The sequence below is a fragment of the Pseudoalteromonas luteoviolacea S2607 genome (genome assembly GCF_001625575.1).
Taxonomy (GTDB): Bacteria; Pseudomonadota; Gammaproteobacteria; order Enterobacterales; family Alteromonadaceae; genus Pseudoalteromonas; species Pseudoalteromonas luteoviolacea_E.
Genome location: NZ_AUXV01000045.1, coordinates 1 through 21,264, shown reverse-complemented (window position 1 = coordinate 21,264; position 21,264 = coordinate 1). Strand labels below are relative to the sequence as shown.

General features: G+C 41.8%; 13 protein-coding genes and 1 tRNA gene. All 14 read right to left on the bottom strand.

Annotated features, from left to right (window positions below):
• Nucleotides 1-21: 21 nt before the first annotated feature.
• The gene (locus N480_RS16355) at nt 22-4,857 is read right to left on the bottom strand and encodes an NAD-glutamate dehydrogenase (protein WP_063373525.1); all 4,836 of its coding nucleotides are present in this window, start codon (nt 4,855-4,857) and stop codon (nt 22-24) included.
• Nucleotides 4,858-5,059: 202 nt separating this feature from the next.
• Complete coding sequence (locus N480_RS16350) at nt 5,060-7,390, bottom strand: efflux RND transporter permease subunit (RefSeq protein ID WP_063373524.1); 2,331 nt, start codon at nt 7,388-7,390, stop codon at nt 5,060-5,062.
• Nucleotides 7,390-8,382, bottom strand: coding sequence for a WD40/YVTN/BNR-like repeat-containing protein (locus tag N480_RS16345; protein WP_419554948.1), 993 nt, complete (start codon nt 8,380-8,382; stop codon nt 7,390-7,392). Before N480_RS16345 ends, N480_RS16350 begins: the two co-directional genes overlap by 1 nt.
• A 123-nt stretch (nt 8,383-8,505) precedes the next feature.
• Entirely contained in the window at nt 8,506-9,873 is a 1,368-nt protein-coding gene (locus tag N480_RS16340) for a DUF1329 domain-containing protein (RefSeq protein ID WP_063373522.1), read from the bottom strand.
• 11 nt (nt 9,874-9,884) lie between these two features.
• Nucleotides 9,885-12,002 (bottom strand): DUF1302 domain-containing protein, encoded by a 2,118-nt coding sequence (locus N480_RS16335; protein WP_063373521.1) that lies wholly within the window; start codon nt 12,000-12,002, stop codon nt 9,885-9,887.
• A 237-nt stretch (nt 12,003-12,239) separates the two neighbouring features.
• Nucleotides 12,240-12,461, bottom strand: a complete 222-nt coding sequence (locus N480_RS16330; protein ID WP_063373520.1) for a DUF2835 domain-containing protein — start codon at nt 12,459-12,461, stop codon at nt 12,240-12,242.
• 3 nt (nt 12,462-12,464) lie between these two features.
• Entirely contained in the window at nt 12,465-15,050 is a 2,586-nt protein-coding gene (pepN, locus tag N480_RS16325; RefSeq protein ID WP_063373519.1) for an aminopeptidase N, read from the bottom strand.
• A 220-nt stretch (nt 15,051-15,270) separates the two neighbouring features.
• Nucleotides 15,271-16,719: a Na+/H+ antiporter NhaC gene (gene nhaC, locus N480_RS16320; protein WP_063373518.1), complete on the bottom strand. Its 1,449-nt coding sequence runs from the start codon at nt 16,717-16,719 to the stop codon at nt 15,271-15,273.
• Between the two features lie 294 nt (nt 16,720-17,013).
• Complete coding sequence (prc, locus tag N480_RS16315) at nt 17,014-19,047, bottom strand: carboxy terminal-processing peptidase (RefSeq protein WP_063373517.1); 2,034 nt, start codon at nt 19,045-19,047, stop codon at nt 17,014-17,016.
• Between the two features lie 10 nt (nt 19,048-19,057).
• A complete protein-coding gene (gene proQ, locus N480_RS16310) occupies nt 19,058-19,711 on the bottom strand; it encodes an RNA chaperone ProQ (RefSeq protein WP_063373516.1) in 654 nt (217 codons plus the stop codon).
• A 12-nt stretch (nt 19,712-19,723) separates the two neighbouring features.
• Nucleotides 19,724-20,002, bottom strand: coding sequence for a hypothetical protein (locus N480_RS16305; protein ID WP_063373515.1), 279 nt, complete (start codon nt 20,000-20,002; stop codon nt 19,724-19,726).
• Nucleotides 20,003-20,461 carry a GAF domain-containing protein gene (locus tag N480_RS16300; protein ID WP_063373514.1) on the bottom strand — a complete coding sequence of 153 codons (459 nt, stop codon included), beginning with the start codon at nt 20,459-20,461 and terminating at the stop codon, nt 20,003-20,005. It lies immediately after the preceding gene.
• A 124-nt stretch (nt 20,462-20,585) separates the two neighbouring features.
• Nucleotides 20,586-20,960, bottom strand: coding sequence for a hypothetical protein (locus N480_RS16295; protein ID WP_063373513.1), 375 nt, complete (start codon nt 20,958-20,960; stop codon nt 20,586-20,588).
• A gap of 213 nt (nt 20,961-21,173) precedes the next feature.
• Nucleotides 21,174-21,264: transfer RNA gene (locus tag N480_RS16290), tRNA-Ser, on the bottom strand.

The following is a 21,264-nucleotide window of genomic DNA, read 5'->3' as shown; positions in this document are numbered from 1 at the left end:
GGTATTGTAACGCTTTAATTTTTATTTGGAAGTGTCACAGTTGTGACTCAGTAACATTAACTCCCTTAGTGCTACAGAGAACTTCGCAAAGTCGTGGTTCTGAGATGTTTTGAACTCAGCAAGCATCTGTTGCCAACGGTGAAGCAATGAAGCTTGGTTTTCCATCCACTGATCAATCAGTGTATCAACATCATCATCGTTACCTTCAAAGCTGTTTAATACCACTTCAGATAAAGCACGCTGCTGCCAATCAAGCTCTTCACGATAAGAAGCACGTGCTAGTGCTTGCCAATGGTTTGCTACTGGCTGCGCTGTGATCTGGTCTAGGAACCAGTGTAGTCCCATATTAGCGCCAAGCTTGAAGTAAGTGTTAGACACGACTGAGATATCACGTTTCGCGTTATTTGCAACTTCAGCTAGATCCATCACTGAGAACAAGCTAGACAAAGTAACAATACGATGTGCAAGTTCAGCAGGTACACCGTCTGAAGTTAACACTTCTGCTTTCTCAGCTAGACGTGCACTTTCATCTGCAACCATGTAGTTATCAAGGTTTGCACTTAAGTCAGCGAATGTCGGCGCAAAGAACTCTATCGTTTGCTCGATTGTCAGTGCTTTATTGCGGTGGCGCAAGAACCAACGTGTAGCACGGCGAACTGTGCGACGCAATTGATATAGCATCTCAGTTTGAACCGCAGCTGGGATCTTGTTATCAAGATCTGAAATCGCTGTCCAAGTCTCTGACATCTGGAACGTAGCGCTCGCAATTGAATAGCAAAGTGCTATCTCAGCTTCTGTCGCACCAGTCTCTTCATGCATACGAACCATGAAGTTAAGACCCATGTCATTGACAATGTTGTTAGCCAATTTAGTTGCAATAATTTCTTTGCGTAGTGGGTGCTCATCCATCGCAGCGTTAAAACGCTCGCGTAGAGGTACTGGGAAAGAATTTACAAGTAGCTGACGGTAATACGGGTTCTCAGTAATTTCGTCAACAACCAGTGTTTCTTTCAATACCATTTTAGAGTAAGAAACAAGCACTGAAAGCTCAGGACGAGTCAGATCAAGCCCAGCTGCTGCGCGCTCTGCTAGCTCTTCGTCACTTGGCAAGAACTCGATGCTTCTATCCAACTTGCCATCTTTTTCAAGGGCATGAATAAAGCGAATCTTCTCTTTTAGCGTCGCAGGACCTTTCGACTTCGTTACCGACAACGTATGAGTTTGACGATAACAGTCAGCTAATACTAACTCAGATACTTCGTCAGTCATCGCGTATAGCAACTCGTCACGTTGTTTCTTCGTTAAATCACCTTCTGCTACAAGGCCATTAAGTAGAATCTTGATGTTTACTTCGTTATCCGAACACGCAACACCACCTACGTTATCAATGAAGTCAGTGTTGATGCGGCCACCTTTCGCTGCAAACTCGATACGACCAAGTTGCGTTGCACCTAAGTTACCACCTTCACCAAAGATTTTAGCTCCTAGTTGCGAGCCGTTGATACGCAGTGCATCGTTTGCTCTATCACCTACATCTGCATCGCTTTCGCTAGCTGCTTTAATGTATGTGCCGATACCGCCGTTCCACAGTAGGTCAACAGGCATCATCAATAGAGCTTTGATAAGCTCAGTTGGCGTCATGCTGGCTTTCTTGGTACCAAGCATTTTCTTAATCTCAGGTGTTAAGCTAATTGACTTAGCTGCACGAGAGAAAATACCACCACCTTCTGAAATTAGATTTGCATCATAGTCTTCCCAAGAAGAACGCGGTAGCTCAAACATGCGCGCACGCTCTTTGTATGAGCTTGCTGCATCTGGGTTTGGATCGATAAAGATGTGCATGTGGTTAAATGCTGCAACCAAGCGAGTGTGCTCAGATAGCAACATACCATTACCAAATACATCCCCTGCCATGTCACCGATCGCAACAGCAGTGAAGTCGGTTGTTTGACAATCAATGTCCATTTCACGGAAGTGACGCTTAACTGACTCCCAAGCACCTTTAGCAGTAATACCCATTTTCTTGTGGTCGTAACCAATTGAACCACCAGAAGCAAACGCGTCGCCTAGCCAGAAGTTGTATTCATCAGCAATTCCATTGGCGATGTCTGAGAACGTTGCAGTACCTTTGTCTGCAGCAACAACTAGGTACGGGTCATCTTCATCATGACGCACTACGGCAACAGGAGGAACAATCTCACCATGGATGATGTTATCAGTGATATCTAGTAGACCACGGATAAAGATTTTGTAGCACTCTTGACCTTCGCGGAAGAAGCCTTCGCGATCATTTGGTAACTGTTTACATACAAAACCACCTTTAGAGCCAACGGGAACGATTACCGTATTCTTAACCTGCTGAGCTTTCACCAAGCCTAATACTTCTGTTCGGAAATCCTCTCGACGGTCTGACCAACGTAAACCACCACGTGCAACTTTACCACCACGTAAATGAACACCTTCAATGCGTGGAGAATAAACAAAGATCTCAAACGCAGGAAGTGGTAACGGCATTTCAGGGATTGCACTTGGCTGGATCTTGAATGACACGTAAGACTTGTTGGTACCATCCGCTTCTTTTTGATAGAAGTTAGTACGTAATGTCGCGTCAATCATGGCAACATATAAACGAATAATACGGTCGTCATCAAGGTTAGCAACGCTCTCTAGCTCGTGATAGATTTTCTCCACTAGCTTATCAAGCGATTTTTGTGCAACTTTCTTTTGCGGGCAGAACTTCTTCTCAAACAATTCAACCAATTGGTTAGCAATGTGAGGATAGTGTTCAAATGTGTTCTCAATATATGATTGTGAGAATGTCACACCAATTTGGCGCATATATTTAGCATATGCACGTAGGATTGACGCCTCACGACCCGTTGAGCCAGCTTTTAACACTAGACGGTTGAAACCATCATTTTCTAAGCGGTTGTTCCATACATTAATCAGTGCAGCACGGAAACGCGCCGACACTTTATCAAAGTCAGCCAGACCTTTGCTATCAAGAAGCATTGAGAAATCCATGATCCAGTTAACTTGGCCATCACTGGTTTTAACTGCATATGGTGTTTCACCAATAACTCTTAGGCCAAAGTTTTCTAGCATTGGCATGACATCTGATAAATGAATTGGCTCATCTTTATGGAATAAGCTCAGACGTACAATTTGCGAGTTAGCTTCTTCTTGCGGACGGTAGAACAACATTTCTAGTTTGTTCTCATCGCTCAGCTTTTCAAGTTTTTCGATGTCTACAACAGCAGCACTTGGTAATACTTCATCTTTATATGCACGTGGGAAAGCTGTTGCATATTTACGATTAAGATCGTTTCCGCGCGCTTCACCATCGCTAGCTAGTAAAGCAGTTTGTAGTTTGTCTTCCCATGTGCGGGCAGCTTCTACCAAGTTATTTTCGATTTCTTTCACGTTATACTTAATGTTGTTGTCAGCTACACGAACAATGTAATGCGTTCTTGCCAGTGTAGACTCTGAGAAAAATGTGGTGAACTCAACTTTTTCGTTAGAACCGAAAGCATTACCTAACAACTTTTGAGTTTCACGGCGAAGCGCTGTGTTATAGCGTTCACGCGGTACATAAACCATACATGAGAAGAATCTTCCGTATACATCTCTACGAATGAATAGGCGACACATGTCACGTTCTTGAGTTTGTAAAACTCCGGTGGCAACGTCTAACAACTCAGATTCACGAGCCTGCACTAGCTCGTCACGAGGGTATGTTTCTAAGATGTTGAGTACGGCTTTATATGCATGGGTGCCTTTTGCAAAATCACACTGCTCCATTATGCGAGCAATTTTGCTTTTTAGAACAGGAACGTCAGCTGCGCTGTTATTGTAAAAACTTGATGAGAACAAACCAATAAAGCGGTCTTCTCCGATTACATTGCCTTCTTTGTCAAAACGCTTAATGCCAACATAATCGATATGTGCTGGGCGATGTACTCGAGATTGAGAATTGGTCTTTGTTAAAATAAGCAAGTTTTTACTACGAGCTTCAAGACGCGCAACCTCAGGTAATTCTGATAGTAATCTACTGCTTTCAGTAGAGTTTTTCATTAAACCTAAACTTGAACCAGCCACTGGTTTCAACTCATAATCACCTTGCACTGGTACTAAATCGTATTGACGATAGCCCATGAACGTGAAGTTATCACGTGCTAGCCAATCTAAGAATTCAACGGCTTCGTTTAGTTCTTCTTTTGAAGCGTTATGCTTACGGCTAGGAATATCTTCGCCAACTGATACTAGTTTATCTCTAATTAGTAACCAGTCCTCAACCGCTACTGATACATCTTTTAACACTGACTCTAACTCTTGTTTAAAGTCAGCAATGACCGACTCGTCAGTCTGACGGTCAATCTCAATAAAGAAAACAGTTTTAGTAGATGAAGATTCTTGTTCGGTCTTCAAACCTGAAACGGCAGAAATTTTGTCTTGTTTGTCACGGTTGATTTTGAGAGGGCAGTGTAAAAGCAAATGCGATGCAATATTCTTACGGCTAAGTGCCATACGCACTGAATCAACCAAAAACGGCATATCATTTGAAATGATTTCAACAATCGTATGAGACGATTGCCAGCCATCTTTTGCAACTTCAGGGTTGAATACACGGATTACTGCATTGTCTGAGGTATTCTTTTCTAGAGAATTCCACAAACTTAAAGCAGCACCGTAGAGGTCACTGTCGTTACGATGTGCCAAGTCCTCTTTAGACATGTTGCTGTACAAGGCTTTGGCAAATGTTTCAACGAGCGACACGTTATCGGCATGAACTTTTTTATGGATCAACTTGCAAACGTTATCAAGGATAACCGATGCTGGACCTTCACTTTGTGTCATTATGTGTTCCTTAATCTATACCACCTTTGAACGGTAGATTATTTGTACAGCCAATTATTAGCGTGGAGTCCAGAGGATTTTAACCTTTCTGGCGCTAATAAAAAGCTTTTTTGACAAAAACATTTGAGGCTTTTCAGCCAGTTGGTCATATATTCACAAATTGTAGATATAAATGGCCAATTAAGGCCATTTAAGAGCACAATTATTCACACTTTTTTTTCTGGTCTGGCCAGATAAAAGTCCCTATAGCAGGTAATAGCAGGACTGCCCCCAACATATTCACTAGGAACATGAAGGTCAGTAATATCCCCATATCAACTTGGAACTTTAATGCAGAGAAAATCCAAGTACTAACGCCAATTGCCAATGTGATCCCAGTAAATAGAACCGCACTTCCGCGCTCAGCTAAAGCGTTGCGATACGCATGGCTTAACGGCACACCTTGCTTTAACTGATTCATCATCGAAGACAAGATATAAATACCATAATCCACACCAATACCCACACCTAATGCAATTACTGGCAGAGTAGATACTGTTAAGCCAATTTCTAATTTAACCATCAAAGCCTGAGCCAGCGTCGACACAATGTATAGTGGCAACACCACTGCGATTGTTGCACGGACGCTTCTAAAGCTTATTAAACATAAAATTATCACTGCACCATAAACATAGATCATCATTGGCAATTGTGCAGCAGCTACCGACTCATTCGTCGCAGCCATCACGCCAATTGGCCCTGAAGCAAGTTTGAAGCTAACACGATCAGTGCCCTCTTCTGTGGCAAAGAGCTTAATTTGTTCTACAACATGATCGATTGTTTCTGCTTTGTGGTCATCCATAAAGATAATAATAGGCATGACCGAGCAATCGCCATTTAACAGACCTGTACTTGTTTCTACTCGAGATGTGGCCTGGACCAATGACGCCCCATTTCGAGGTAAGGTCTGCCACTTTAAATTGCCTTCGTTGTACCCTGCGTTAACGGCTTGTGCTACAGAGCTCAACGACACTGCGGATTGCACACCAGTTAAGTTTTCAACTCGCCATTGAAAGCGGCTGATACGGTCCATTGTATCGTGTTCAGTACAAGCAGCCGGGTACGCTTCAACAAGTACTTTCAAAATATCGGACGAAATTTCGTACCGATCTGAAATCAGGAAAGTGTCTAAGTTATATCTTGCATCTTGATGAAGTGCTGGTGCACCTGCATGTAAGTCCCCTATTCGCATGTCCTTTGATTGCCAATAGCCAAAAGCAAACAATGCCGCAGAGGTCACCAAAATTAAAGCAGCATAGCGCTTGTCTGTCGCAAGGACCAAGCTCTCTCTGAGGTTTGTAAAAATGCTGTTTGCTGATGAGTCACCATCATCAACTCGACTCATTTTTGACGACTTATAGTAAGAGGCCAAAACCGGAAGCAAGATTAGGTTGGTGAAGATAATAACCGCCACACCCAAACTTGCTGTAATAGCAAGCTCTCGAATAATACCGATGTCTATAGCAAGTAACGTCATAAAACCAATGGTGTCAGAAAGCAACGCGATGCCACCTGGAATCAATAACGCCTTAAAGCTCGCTTCTGCCGCTACTTTACTGCTAACACCTTCAGAGACTTTCTTGCCTATGGCATTAATCATTTGCACACCATGGCTCACACCAATTGCAAATACTAAAAATGGTACCAAAATTGACATTGGGTCAAGGCCAAAGCCTAACACAGACAGTAAACCCAATTGCCAAACCACGGCGATTAATGAGCAAACGATAGGTAATAGCGTAAGCTTAAAACTCTTGCAAAATAGCCACACCATAATAAACGTAAATAAAATCGCGATTGCGAAAAACAACACGACATCTTTTGCACCATCAGCGATATCACCAGCCATTTTCGCAAAACCAATGATATGAATAGAAACTTTATCTGTGCTCAATGGATCACGTATCTCTGACTCGAGCTTTTTAGCAAATGCCAATGTATCGAGCTTTTCCTGAGTTTGAGGGTCTGTCTCCATCAATTGAGCTGATACCATCGCACACGAGTAGTCGCTTGCAATCATCCGCCCTACTACTTTAGCTTTCTCGATATTTTGCTTAACAACAGCAAGACCCGCTTCATCAGCGGTAAAGTTTGCTGGAATGATTGGGCCACCGGCAAAACCATCTTCCACAACTTCAACAAAACGTGCGCTTGGTGCGAAAATAGAGTTTACCAAGGGTCTGTTCACACCCGGAATAAAATATAGTTGGTCATGGACTGCTTTGAGTTGAGTAAAGAACTCCGGATTAAAAATATTTCCGTCAGCATCACACACCGAAATTAATATACTGTTTGCACCGCCAAACTGTTTCTCATGCTTCAAATAAACTTTCATATAGTCATGGTTTAGCGGGATATTTTTGTTAAATGACGCATCTAGCTGGATCTGGGTAGATTTAAACCCCAAAAATACAGTTGTCAACGCAAACAACGCGATCATCATAAAGCGATGGCGAAAAACAACGTAAACCAGTTGATTTAGTATTGACTGCATTAGCGCTCAACCTCAATTATTTGAATACCCTGCTCAGTTGCGAGCACTAATTTATTATCATGAATTGCGCCAGCCATGATGGATTTACCATTTTGTAACTGAGTTGTCGTCACCTTGTCATCTTCGACTGTGAACATAAAGCCACTGTTTGCTAGCATAATTTGTTTGTTTTTATATCGAACAATGCTGTTTATCGTTGCTGACTTATCCACTTTTAAAGGGAAAAAGTCGTTGTTTTTTGTGCTTTTTTGAAAGGTGTTCCCTCTTAGACCAGCTACTAAGAGTTGCTCTTTTTGCTTGCTTATTGCGAAAAATGAACCAGAGTAAAATTCGTCAAATCGTTGCCAAGTTGCACCGAGATCTTTACTCACCGCAAACAACCCCATCTCACCGGCTAGATAAATTGTGCGACCGTGTATCGCCATGCGATTAAAATGTGGCAAGATAAACTGTGTTTCTTCTTCGTAGGCTTGCGGGTCGTTCTGCTTTAATTCTTCAAGGTAATCGACATCGTCTGGGTGCACAAACTCATTTAAAAAGCGTTTATTCCACGTTGAACCACCGTCTGTGGTTTGGTACATCATGCCATACGCGCCAATCGCAAATCCGTTATTTTCGTCTATGAACTCAATATCTAGGCACGGCTTTTCAACATTTGGTAAATGTTGTTGAATTGACCACGATTTACCACCGTCAGTTGTATTTAATATTGATGCATCGTGCCCGCACGCCCACCCATGCTGTGGTGAAGTAAAATCTACAGCGGTTAAAAGAGACTGAATTGGCACCCTGGCTTGTTGCCAATGATTTCCATCCTTACTCAGTACAATTGTGCCATGCTTTCCGACAGCAACAAGGTTTTCGCCACTGTAGGTGATATCTGTAAGTAGAGTCGTTTCAGGGTGCGCCACCATAAGCGCAGCTGATTCGCCACTAACGGCTTCAGTTTGCATAACGAAAACTGCAAGGGAGGTTGCAATTAACTTCTTAATCATTATGAATTCTCAAATAAAAAAGTCGTGAATGACTTGGTGGGATAAGGCTGGGTACACATATACCCAGCCTTAGTGGTAATAATTTGATAGATCAAATTACTTGATCCTGAAAGACGTTGATTAACGTCTTCCCTCGCGGCGCAGTGCACTTTGAGTAAACTCATTGTCTTGGAATGACTGTGTGAAATCGTACATTTCTTCTTCGTTGTCTAATCCAATTGCTAAGTAACGACGAGAATTCAAGTCATGGTAAACATCAAGCGTACTCCAGTGTGTCGGTACGTCATAATAGTTAATACCATGTGCCATCGCTACGCGATACATTTGATCTCTGTTGTCATACAAGTCCGCAACATGAATTTGCCAGCTATCTTCGTCAATGAAGAAGACACGCTTTTTATAGATATGGCGTGTGCCCTCTTTCAAGTTCGCTTCAACAACCCAAACACGGTGTTTTTCGTAACGAACATGCTCCGGGTTTATATGACCGGCTTTCAAAATATCATCATATTTAAGCGAGTCACTGTGTAGCTTATAGCTGTTGTAAGGGATATACAGCTCTTTCTTGCCTTTTAACGTCCAGTTGTAACGGTTTGGTGAGCCGTTAAACATATCAAAGTCATCTGTCGTGCGTAGGCTATCAGACGCAGTTCCCGGTGCATCATATGCAACGTTAGGAGCACGGCGAACACGACGCTGGCCTGTGTTGTACGTCCAAGCCTGACGAGGCGTTAAGATCTGGTCCATTGTTTCGTGTACAAGCAATGCAGTACCTGCAAGACGAGCTGGCTCAGTCACCTTTTGCTTAAACTTGAAAAGTACGTTCGATTTTTGTAGCTCTTCAGGTGTCGCGTTTGGATCTGAGTATTTCACTAATAGCTTCTCGTCGAAACCAATAATGTTGTATGAACCAGAAGCTGTAGGCATGGCTTGACCACCATTACGCGCAATTGACAGGCCACGATACCTTAATAGATGGTTCCAGATAGCTTCAAGGCCATTCTTTGGAATCGGGAAAGGAATACCAATGGCTGTATTTTTAATCCCATTACCGCCTTCAATTAGCTCTGCTGTCGATGCATATTGCTTAGTCGCGTCATATACAAACTGTGGGTAAGCTGCACTTCGACGTGTTGGGTATACATTCATTTTAAACGTATCAGGATACGTTTCGAACAGCGCAATTTGTCCAGGACTTAATTGATCTTTGTACTTGTCTAAATTGCTTTTATCGATAGTAAAAAGAATCTTGTCGTCTGCAAATGGATCAGGGTGGTGCATGCCTGGCTTAAAGCCTGCTGGTGGCTTAGTGATCCCGCCAGTCCAAGCCGGAATAGAACCATCTGCGTTACCCGCAACCTCTGCGCCAATTGGAGACAAATCTTTGCCTAAACGCGCCACTTCTTCTGCTGTCATTTTTGCGACAGCAATTGGTGCAGCCATTATTGTCATTATTGAAGCTGCTAATATAGTAGGTTTTCTAAACATAACGAAAGCCCTTAAATTGAATACTTAATATTAAACGATACAAAATCACGATCAGAGAATGTGTTCGTCGCGCCGCCACCCCAGAAAGTGTTATAACCTAAGTCAAATGACCAAGCATTTTGATAACTGAAGTTAAGTGTTACACCCATTGATTTGCGATCTTCAACGAATAAATACATCGGATCAGGCGTTGTGCCGTTCACATCGTGAGAAAATACGATACGCGGTGAAAAGTTAACACCAGAGAATAAGTTGTTGTATTCCCCTTTTGCGATTAAACGATAACCCCAAGATGATGCCGTAGGAAAAGGATTAGTTTCTGGACCATTTGAAACTGCTTGATGGATAAGGTCGTAGTTACGGCCTTCGATCCCTTCAATGGTGCCGCTTCGTCCTGTACCAGCTACGTTTAAACGCAACTCGTCATAAGTTGGCATATCTTTGATTGTAACTGCGCCAACTTCACCCACTACAGCCCAGCTATCTGCACCCAAAGATGGGCCAAACAAATGTGTTGCCGTAAATTGAGCTTGTAATGTATCTTTTAAAACGAAACCTTGCGCTACTTGTCCTGGTTTAACAAAAGCAACGTCATTGCCCTGACTAAGTTGAGAGAATCCAGCAAAATCATCACGAATGCCAGCGGCAGCTAATTGCTCTACCATACCTGCATATAGCAACTCAACATCATCTATTTGTAACGGCTCGTCCTGACGGTATGCAAATTCACCGGAAAACGCGGTTTCACCAATCGCAGTATTAAAGCTTAAACCATATAGTTTGATATCTTCAGGATACACTAACACAGCTTGTGTAAAAGCATTCAAACTTGTGATGTTGTCTGCTGTGACCCCTTGCGTCGTAATCAACTGCAAATCTTCTTGGATGGCTTGTTGTGTAAAGTCTGACGCTTTACCAGAAATAAGCGGCCTACGGCTATGATAATTGATATGGTACAACGCAATTTCAGTGTCGTTTAGTTCTGGAACAAATACCCCAAGTCTAATACCAAACTGACCACCGTCATCTGCATCGGTTTTACCTGCATCGCCTTTACCCTTTAACGCGACTCTCGTAGGGTATGCCAAGTACATTGAAGAGAGCATTTGCCTTGCTTCAGCACTTTGTAGAACATTTTGATCCGTAACATCTAGCCCCTGAGCTGACAATGCGCCTAACCAATTAGCCTGCAAACCATTTAAAGCATCTGTTAAATGGTGCAAATCAATATCTGGGTTAGACGTGAATCCTAACTGTACATTTTGCCCATAACCATTTGAAGAGGCGAAATCATTCGTTGAGAAATAACTGCCTGCTGGAGGTAAGCGAGTTTCCTGCCATTCATATTGATAAAATGCTTCTAGCGTAATGTTCTCAGTAATACCCAATGATGCCCAAAGCATGCCTACAGGAATGAACGCTTCTTTCAGTTCTGAGCCGGGCGCTCTAAGTCTGTCGATATCAACAGGGTTCACGTTGATACCGTGTGAAATTAACGTACTTTCACCCCAGTTAATAACTTGTTGGCCTAAACGAATTGAAAGTGGGTTGTTACCGCCGTTTAGATCAAAATCCGCCCACACAAATGCGTCAAGTAGGCGCAAATCTGAACACACCTGCTCTTTAGTTTCATCATCGTCACATGGATCTACAGACTGACCAGAAACCGGATTACGATATGCGAAATCACCGTCTTCCATGGCAAAGTCATAGAAATACATGAAGCGCGAGAAGAAGCCGTAGTTATCTTTTGTGATTGCAAATTCATGCGTACCTTTTAGCAATTGTGAAAAGGTGTCGCCAGAATCAAAGTTTAGGTTACCAGCATCGCCGTTGTTTGAATACGCGCCTGGCTGACTCCAAACTTGAGAAGAAGAGTACAGTGTATTGCCGGTCGAAGCGTTATAGCCAGTCCAATCAAATCTAGGATGGTTACTTTTACCAATAATGCCAAAGTCTCTATCTTCTACACGAATGCTTTGACCATATGAAAACGTTGAGTCGAATGTTATTTCAAAATCACCGACCTGAAAGTTGGCAGCGTGCACTGGCAAACCAACAGTTCCAAAAATGGCTGCTCCAAGCCCAAGCATAATCTTGTTCTTTGTAAAGCGCGCTTTTTTTATCATTATTTCTCCCCCTTGTGGCGGGTAAATCTAATCAAGTTATTGTTTTTTGTTGTCGTAACGATAGAAGCGAAAATTGAAAATTACAAATTTTACGCGTTCGTTCGGTGCATTTTTAACTTTTTAGGCCGTCTTTTAACCTTGGTAAGACGTCTTACCAGAATAGTTATAACACGTAATTTAAGTTTAAAACAAACCGAATTAACAAAAATAGTTTATCTCGTTATGACAATATGTATGCTAATTGACCTTTTCTAACGCAATGAAACGGTTATTATCGTCCAATTGCAGTCTAAAACGGCCACTTACTCCGATAGTTGATACAAACCTACGAATATGCTGAGCAGGAAAGCGAATGCGCTTTCCACCGTCTTCAATGACTTGTATGTGCTCTACTTCACCTTCGTAGTAAGCTAAACACTGTTCATGTGTTAGCTTTAAATAAAAGTAATACTCTTGCATTTATCAATTCAGTGCTTTGTCTATCTTCTCAAACAGATCGTCGCTCAAATTATCAATGCTTGAAAGCCGCTCTAACTGCGCTTTCATGAGGCCTTGACGCTTTTCATCGAATCGCTTAAACGACAATAGTGGCGTGATGATTCGTGAAGCGTTTTGAGGGTTGAGCTGATTAAGTTCACAGATAAGATCTGCCAAGAGTTTATAGCCGGCACCGTCCTCTCTGTGGAACTGTTTTGGGTTAGTCCTAGCAAACGTACCAACAAGTGCTCGTACGCGATTCGGATTGGATTTATCAAAACAAGGGTGCTCGTATAAAGACAAAATATTGTCAATACACGCATCAGCTTTGTTTGCAGCTTGTAATGCAAACCATTTGTCCATGACCAACAGGTCATGGTTCCATTGTTTATCAAAATGCGCCATCAACTCATTTTGCAGGTTATGATTGGCGTTAACAGCGCTGCGCAGTGCACCGAGTTTATTGGTCATGTTTGTAGATGAAGCTTGTGAGCTCAGAGATGTTGAAACGTCCACATCTGTTAGTGCCAGATAGTACAAGCTTCTATTTTTAAGTGCTCTAATAGCAACATCCTCAGCACTCAAGCTGCCGCTCTCTTGGGTACCAATATAAAACTGCGTAAGTACATCTTTTAATAAATGTGCTATCTGACTTTCTAGCTCATCAATAGCGTTACACAGCGCTTCTACTGGCACCTGTTCATAACCAGCTGACAAAGTATCGAAATTAGGGATCGTGATATATTCTGCAAGGATAGCGAGGTCTCTTGGTTTATTGTCAAATAAGCTCAAGAGGACCGCAGATAGCGCTTTAGACAGCATAAAGTCCACTGTATGCCCATCAACATACTCTCTTATTTGCTGAGTATACAACTGTTGTAGAGCTTCCCATCGTGCATAATCACTCGATGCAAACTTCGCTATATGGCAAAGTTGATCAACTGTGTAGTCGTACTCCAATAAGCACGGCGCTGAAAAATCTTCGAGTAAGACCAATGTAGGTTCTTCAGATATACCTTCAAATGTGAAGGTCTGTTTTGCAGCTTTTAGCTCAATAACTCGACCTTGGCGCACTTCTGGATGCTCTAAAATTATTCTAGCCCCCTGATTGTCTAACAATTCGATTGCTACAGGGATATGCAGTGGTTCTTGAACCGGATCTTGTGCAGCATGAACCTGCTCAATGTCGATTTGATACTCTCCGTGTGTTTTGTTGTACTGAGTACGTACCTTTAACTTTGGTGTGCCAAACTGGCTGTACCATAATTTGAACTGGGTTAAATCTGTTCCTGTTGCATCGGCCATTGAGTTGACAAAATCATCACACGTAACAGCCTGTCCATCATGGCGTTCAAAGTACAGTTTCATGCCCTTTTGGAAGCCTAGTTCGCCCAATAAAGTATGCATCATACGAATGACTTCTGCGCCCTTGTTATACACAGTGACAGTATAGAAATTATTCATTTCAATGACTTTTTCAGGACGAATCGGGTGTGCCATAGGCCCTGCATCTTCCGCAAATTGATGCGTTCGCATCGCGTTTACTGCGTCAATACGGTTAAGCGCTCTTGACCCCAAGTCACTGCTAAACTCCTGATCTCGAAATACTGTTAGACCTTCTTTTAAACTTAGCTGAAACCAATCTCGGCAAGTGACTCGGTTACCCGTCCAGTTGTGGAAATACTCATGGCCAACGATGGACTCGATAACATGGTAATCTCTATCAGTCGCAGTTTCTTGATTTGCCAATACGCATGCGCTGTTAAACACATTCAGACCTTTATTTTCCATTGCGCCCATATTAAAGAAATCGACAGCAACAATCATATAGATATCAAGGTCATACTCTAAATTAAAGCGCTCTTCATCCCACTTCATGGATTTTTTTAGCGACTCCATGGCATGCGGTGCTTTGGATAAATTACCTTTATCGACAAATATTTGCAGTTTTACATCTCTTCCACTTTTAGTTTTAAAAGTGTCTTCCAGTAAGTCAAACTCTCCCGCAACCAACGCAAATAAATAGGAAGGTTTTTTAAAAGGATCTTCCCATTTTACGTAGTGCTTTCCATTTTCAAGGCTACCTTCTTCGACTTTATTACCATTGGACAGTAAATATGGAAACCCGCTGTCACCGATCACAGTGACAGTATAGGTTGCTAGCACATCAGGTCGATCAAAGAAATACGTAATTTTCCTAAAGCCTTCAGCTTCACATTGCGTACAGTATGCTCCGTCAGATAAATACAACCCTTCCAGTGATGTATTTAATTCTGGCGCAATGACAGTCTCAATTTCTAAGTCAAATGCACTTGGTACGCCATCAATTATTAGCTTTGAATCAGTTAACTCGTATTTTTCATGTGGTAACCCGTTCACCTTTAAAGAAGTAAGCTTAAGGTCCACACCATCTAGTTCAACTGAACTCGACTGCTTGTTTGCTTCTAAATGATACTTTGCCGTCACGACCGTTTTTTTAGGTGACAGATCAAAAGTTAAATCAATATGTTCAACTAGATGACTAGGCGGTTGGTAGTCTTTTAAATATTTTGCTTGTGGTTTATGCGTCATTTAAATTCCTTCATAACATAAGCATACTCAAACGCGATTTATTGATTCGGCTTTTCGCGTGAGTAATGTAAACCCTGAAACCAGATTTCTCGACTCAGTTATATTATTGGACAAGATTTAATAATTTTAAATTAGGCTCGAGTAGCATGTAAACAAGTTTAGACCAGTTAAGTCTCGGTTTAAACTATAAAAATGCCCCAACTCAGTGGGGCTTTTTGCTTTATTCTTGCGCTCTTGGTTTTAGCCTTAGAACTTTGACGCCAAGGTAACCATAAACTATTGCTAGAAGTGGGTTTATTAAATTGAAAAATGCGTAAACAGCATAATCTAGAGGGTTAATTAACAGGACACTTTGCATGTAGGCACCGCACGTGTTCCAAGGAATAAGTGGGCTCGTAATCGTTCCTCCATCTTCAAGTGTGCGAGATAGGTTTACGCTTTGAAGGCCTCGCTTTTTGTACTCCTCTTTAAACATTCTACCTGGCACCACGATAGCGATATACTGGTCTGCCGCTACCAAATTAGTACCAAAACAAGTCGCAATTGTGGAAGCAATTAGCGAACCTGTACTCTTTGCAATTTTTAAAATGCTACGGACGAAGACTTCTAATAAGCCTGTCTTCTCCATAATTGCACCAAACATCAACGCCGTCATAATCAGCCAGGTTGTAGTCAACATGCTGGACATTCCGCCACCACTAAGCAGATCATCCATTTTTGCATCACCAGTTTGCACACTGAAACCGTCAAAAAATGTTGCCCATATGAGCTTAAATTGTCCGACAAGCGGCCCTTGACTGGCATCCAATTGACTTGCTATCAAATCACCTTGGAACAACAGCGCCCAAACAGCGCCAACAACCGCACCTATTGAGATAGCCGGGAAAGCTGGCATTTTCTTGATAGCTAACCCTAACAAAATTACTAGCGGAACTAACATCAGGATATTGATATTAAAGTTTTCTTGTAAAATGGAACTTATCGCATCAATCTTGCCAGCATCACTTGCAACATCTGCGTTAAAACCCATCACTATAAAAATGATTAAAGCAATCACAAAGCTGGGGACCGTTGTCCAAAGCATATGCTGTATGTGGTCAAATAAGTCACTGCCCGCAACAGCTGGAGCTAAGTTGGTTGTTTCTGACAATGGACTCAACTTATCACCAAAATAAGCGCCTGAAATCACAGCGCCTGCCGTAACTACTGGATCTAGACCTAATCCATTGGCAACCCCGAGTAAAGCAACACCAATGGTTGCCGCTGTTGTCCAAGAGCTACCGATACTCATCGCAACTATGCCACATATCAAACAGCTTGCGGCATAAAACCAAGCTGGATTGATAATTTGTAGTCCATAATAAATCAGCGTTGGTACCGTGCCCGATAGCAACCAAGTGCCTATAAGTGCTCCAACCATGAGTAAGATCAAGATTGCACCTAAAGAAATTGTGATACCTTTAATCATCGCCTCTTCAAGCGTTTTCCATGTAAAACCGTTTTTGAGACCGATGAGCGCGGCGGTAAATGTGGCAAATAATAGCGCTATCTGGTTTGGACCCGAAGACGAGTTATCGCCATATAGATACACTGCTGCGCCAAGTAAACTTACTAATACTATTATTGGTATGAAAGCATCCCAAGAGGATGCGGCTTTAGGTTGTTTCAAATTACTGTACCCCTCGCACTCGTCATGGTGCGTATTATTATTCAGCTAGGTGCAGAACACGCTTCCTATACCAATCCGGTTTAACAATACTTGATTGCCTTTAACCTCTATTCGAACACGAAAACCCGAGTGGTTTACTTACAGGCTCTAAATTTTGGCTTTAATTATTAATACGGATTGGTAAAACTAGCCAATGTTGTCTTGTTGCGACTGGCGATGATAACAAATTTGACAAGACTAGTAACGAAAAAAGGCGCTTAAGCGCCCTTTTTCATATCACAAAAAACGTCTTTATTACTTGATATTATTTTTGACCAATCTACCGTAGTTAATAACATCTTGTGTGATTAGAGCTGCTTCTTCTAAATATGGGTCCAAATCTGAAATCACATCTGGAATATCATCTAGTGATTCTACTTTTTCTAGTCCTAAGCGTGTTAGGCGCTCATTAGTTCTGGCTAGCGCACGCGCATCCCTCTCTTCACGATCTTTTTTACGCTCAGCTTCTACGAGTGAGATAGACTCTTCATTCTCTTGCTCTTTGTAACGCGCAATATCGCTGATGACGTAAGAGAATTCAGGTTCTGATTTTATACGCTTCTGGTGCATGTCATTTAAGTAATTAATCTTTGGCGCTAAGTCTTCTAAGGTACGGTACTTAGCCTTTACAATACTATCCCAAGGTAAGGCGTTATCTTCCTGACTTTCACCCCACTCTTCTGGATCAATATATGACGGGAGCAAAATATCTGGTATCACACCTTTATTTTGTGTACTGCCCCCATCGATACGATAAAACTTGGCAATGGTATAAGTAATGCTACCTAATGGATTCTCAAAAAGGTCATATGTTTTACGCAAGCCCCTATGTTGCTGCACTGTACCTTTGCCGAAGGTTTGCTCACCAATAACTACACCACGCCCATAGTCTTGCATTGCTGCGGCGAATATTTCGGATGCGGAGGCACTGTAACGGTCAACCAAAATAGTGAGCGGCCCGTCATAGTGTGTAACGCCATCCAAATCTTTAAGAATATCAACGCGATTATTTGCGGTGTGGATCTGAACTACCGGCCCTTTATCAATAAATAAACCTGTCAGGTTTCTTGCTTCATTTAATGAACCACCGCCATTTTGGCGAAGGTCAACAATAATGCCATCAACTTTTTCAGCCTTTAACTTCGTCAGCTCCTTAAGTACATCCTTTGACAAATTATTGTAAAAACTTGGGATTTCAATCACACCAATTTTACTTGTTAAAGTCGAGTAGCTTGCCTCAAATACCGAAGATTTTGCGGCTCTGTCTTCAAGTCTAATTTTATCACGTGTAATTTCGACGACTTTTGGCGTGCCGTGTGAATCGCTGCCTTTAAGGTATTGCAGGCGCACTTTCGTGCCTTTTGGACCTTTAATTAGATCGACTACATCGTCTAATCGCCAGCCAATAACGTCAACAAAATCTTCGCCATCTTGTGCAACACCAATAATTTTGTCATCAGCTTTAATCTTTTCTGACTTATCAGCTGGGCCACCCGGAACTAGACTACGAATAACAGTGTAATCTTCTTCATAGCCAAGCACTGCACCGATGCCTTCTAGTTCAAGTTCCATATCCATCTTAAATTGTTCAGCTCTGCGAGGTGACAAATACGATGTATGGGCTTCGATGCTACGTGCAAACGCATTCATGACGATTTGAAACGCATCTTCGTTATTTGTTTGGACCAATCTTTTCTGCGCGTTTTTATAGCGCTTGGTCAAAACTTCCTTGATTCCTTCCCAATCTTTGCCAGTCAATTTCAATCTGAGCGCGTCAGACTTAACTCGTTGACGCCAAAACTCGTCTAATTCAGCTTGATTCTTAGCAAAATTGGCTTCTTCACGATCAAAATAAAATTCGTCCGGTTTGTCGAACTTCATCTCTGTTTCTAATAATGAAATCGCATACTCAAAACGTTCAAAGCGACGTTTCATGCTTTCATTAAACATTTCAAAAGCAAAGTTCAATTTGCCACTTACCAGTGCTTCATCAAACTTTGCTTTATGTTGCGCAAATGCATCAATTTCGGACTGTAAGAATAGCGACTTGTTATAGTCAATATTCTCAACAAAGCGATCAAAGATCTGCTCAGATAGTGCCTCATTGAGTTTAAAGCGCTTGTAGTGTTCACGAGTAAATTTACTGGTCACTCTTTTCGTAGCGGTCGCGTGCTGTAATTCAGGTTTAAGCACTGGTATATCTTTTTCTGTTACGGCTCCATTTGATGCCAAACAAGCGCTGGAAACAAACAGTGCAACTGCCCCTATGAGTGGTAAATTTTTACTCATACACTACTCCTTATAAAATAAACAGGCTCTCGGCCTTTGTCTTAACCTGCATACCAGTAACAAGCTCAACGTGTACTTCGTCTTTATTTACTTCAGTAATCGTTGCATTTACTAGCGCTTGGCCAAGCTTAACTTTAACTTTGTTATTTACCTTGACCTCATTTGCTGGAAGAGGTTCAACTTTTCCTGAACTTCTTCTTTGTTGCTGAGGCGCAGGTTTCTTATTATTAACTTTAGCCTTTTTATTTGCGTGACGAGGGTGACCTTGGCCTTTTGATTTGTAAGATTTTGTGTCACCGTCATTGCGTGGTCTCTGCGGCTTCTTACGCTTAGCCATTTTTGCACGACTTTCTTCAAGAGCTTTTTGAGCATGCTCAACGTGTTCTTGTTCTACTTTCTCAGCTTGAGCACCTTCTAAATCCACGCGGAATTCATTTTTAGTTACAGCTTCTAAGTAACGCCAGCTTGAAGTGTATTTTCTTAACGCTTGCCTTACTTGTGTCTTACTTACCTTCTCTGAGCCTTCGATCTTTTCAGCAATATCTTTAAAGATCCCGACTTTAAGAGGCTTTATACCGTCCTTTTGTTTAAAACACTGAGGAAACTCAGAGTATAAAAACTCTAGAACCTCATTAATATCTTTTAGCTTGTTTGTGGTTTCCATGTCTAAACCTATTTAAATACTCTCATCTAACGATGAATTAATGTAGTGTGTAACCCAGTCTAAGAGCTCATCTAACTCGGTATCTATGAGTGCCATATCACCGCGTAAATGTTCCCAAATACCATTTATAATGTGGTCGATTTGCTCAGTTCCAAGATCATCCGGCAATTTTTCCCACGCAAAATGGATTAACTCATTAAGCGTTTCAGCAACTTGCTCTTCATCACCTTCCCAGTCTCCCACATCAAAAGTTGAGAACAGGTAATCTTGTACATTAAGCATATCTTTCATTTAAAGTGTTTCCTCGAAGCTTTTTACAATGGCTTCCAGCCCCAGTTTATCTTGTTCATCAAACCTTGCCAAACTTGGGCTATCAATATCCAGAACAGCAAATATTTTACCTTGTCGATAAACGGGAATTACGATCTCTGAATTTGATGCTGCATCACAAGCAATATGCCCTTCGAAAGCATGAACGTCTTTGATAAGTTGCGTTTTTAATTCAGAAACAGCTGTACCGCAAACGCCTTTTCCAACAGGGATACGTATACAAGCAGGATTGCCTTGGAATGGACCTAACACCAGCTCTTGCTCTGAGTCCATCAGATAAAAGCCAGCCCAATTGATGTCTTCCATGTTTGTGAATAAAAGTGCGCTTAGATTTGCCATATTAGCGATAAAGTTATTTTCGCCACCAATCAACCCTTGAGCTTGTTGGTTTAACAGATCATAAAATTTTTGCTTTTGCATTTTCAATACTGAACATTCTTACATATAAGGAGTAAAGGTACTCTTTCGCGCTAACAAATGAAACCTTTTACTAAGAAAAAGTAAGAAATTGCGATCAATCTCTAACTATCTGTTCAATTAACGCTCAGCAAGCTACGTTACGCCTTCTTAAACTGTACAAAAACAATGCCGCAGCGAGACTGCACATAACTGAATTTGCGATAAGAATAGGCCCTCCATCAACAGAAAACACGTAGGTTAATGCCGCCCCTCCCAGCATGGCAGCAGTCATCACTGCCGAGTAACTAACCTTGTCGCGCTTGTAAAGGAGGTGATATGTAGGCAATACACAAACTGCCATTGAAATACCAACTATGTGTGCATTTGCGATGGCCGTTGTAAATAACTGCCAAAACAACTCGACTTCTCCATAACCAATGAAAAAGTAGGTCCCTAACATTGTTCCTATTATTACCGGAGAAAGGAATGATACAGCAATTGCTGTCGCCACATTTTTCATTTCAAATACCTTACAAAATTAAGTCTCGATTTAGTTTTTGAGTAAAGTACGTTTGGGTCAATGCGACTTTAGTCTCGCGCTAGTTACAATTAAAGTAGCTCACTTTTGGTCTGTCATTACTTTTACATATTTTCGAAGGGGTTTATAGCTCATTGGCTTGGTAGGTAAAACACGTAAAAAAGCCCAAGCTAGAAACTAACTTGGGCCTTAATATGGCGGAGAGATAGGGATTTGAACCCTAGATACGCTATTAACGTATGCCGGTTTTCAAGACCGGTGCTTTCAACCACTCAGCCATCTCTCC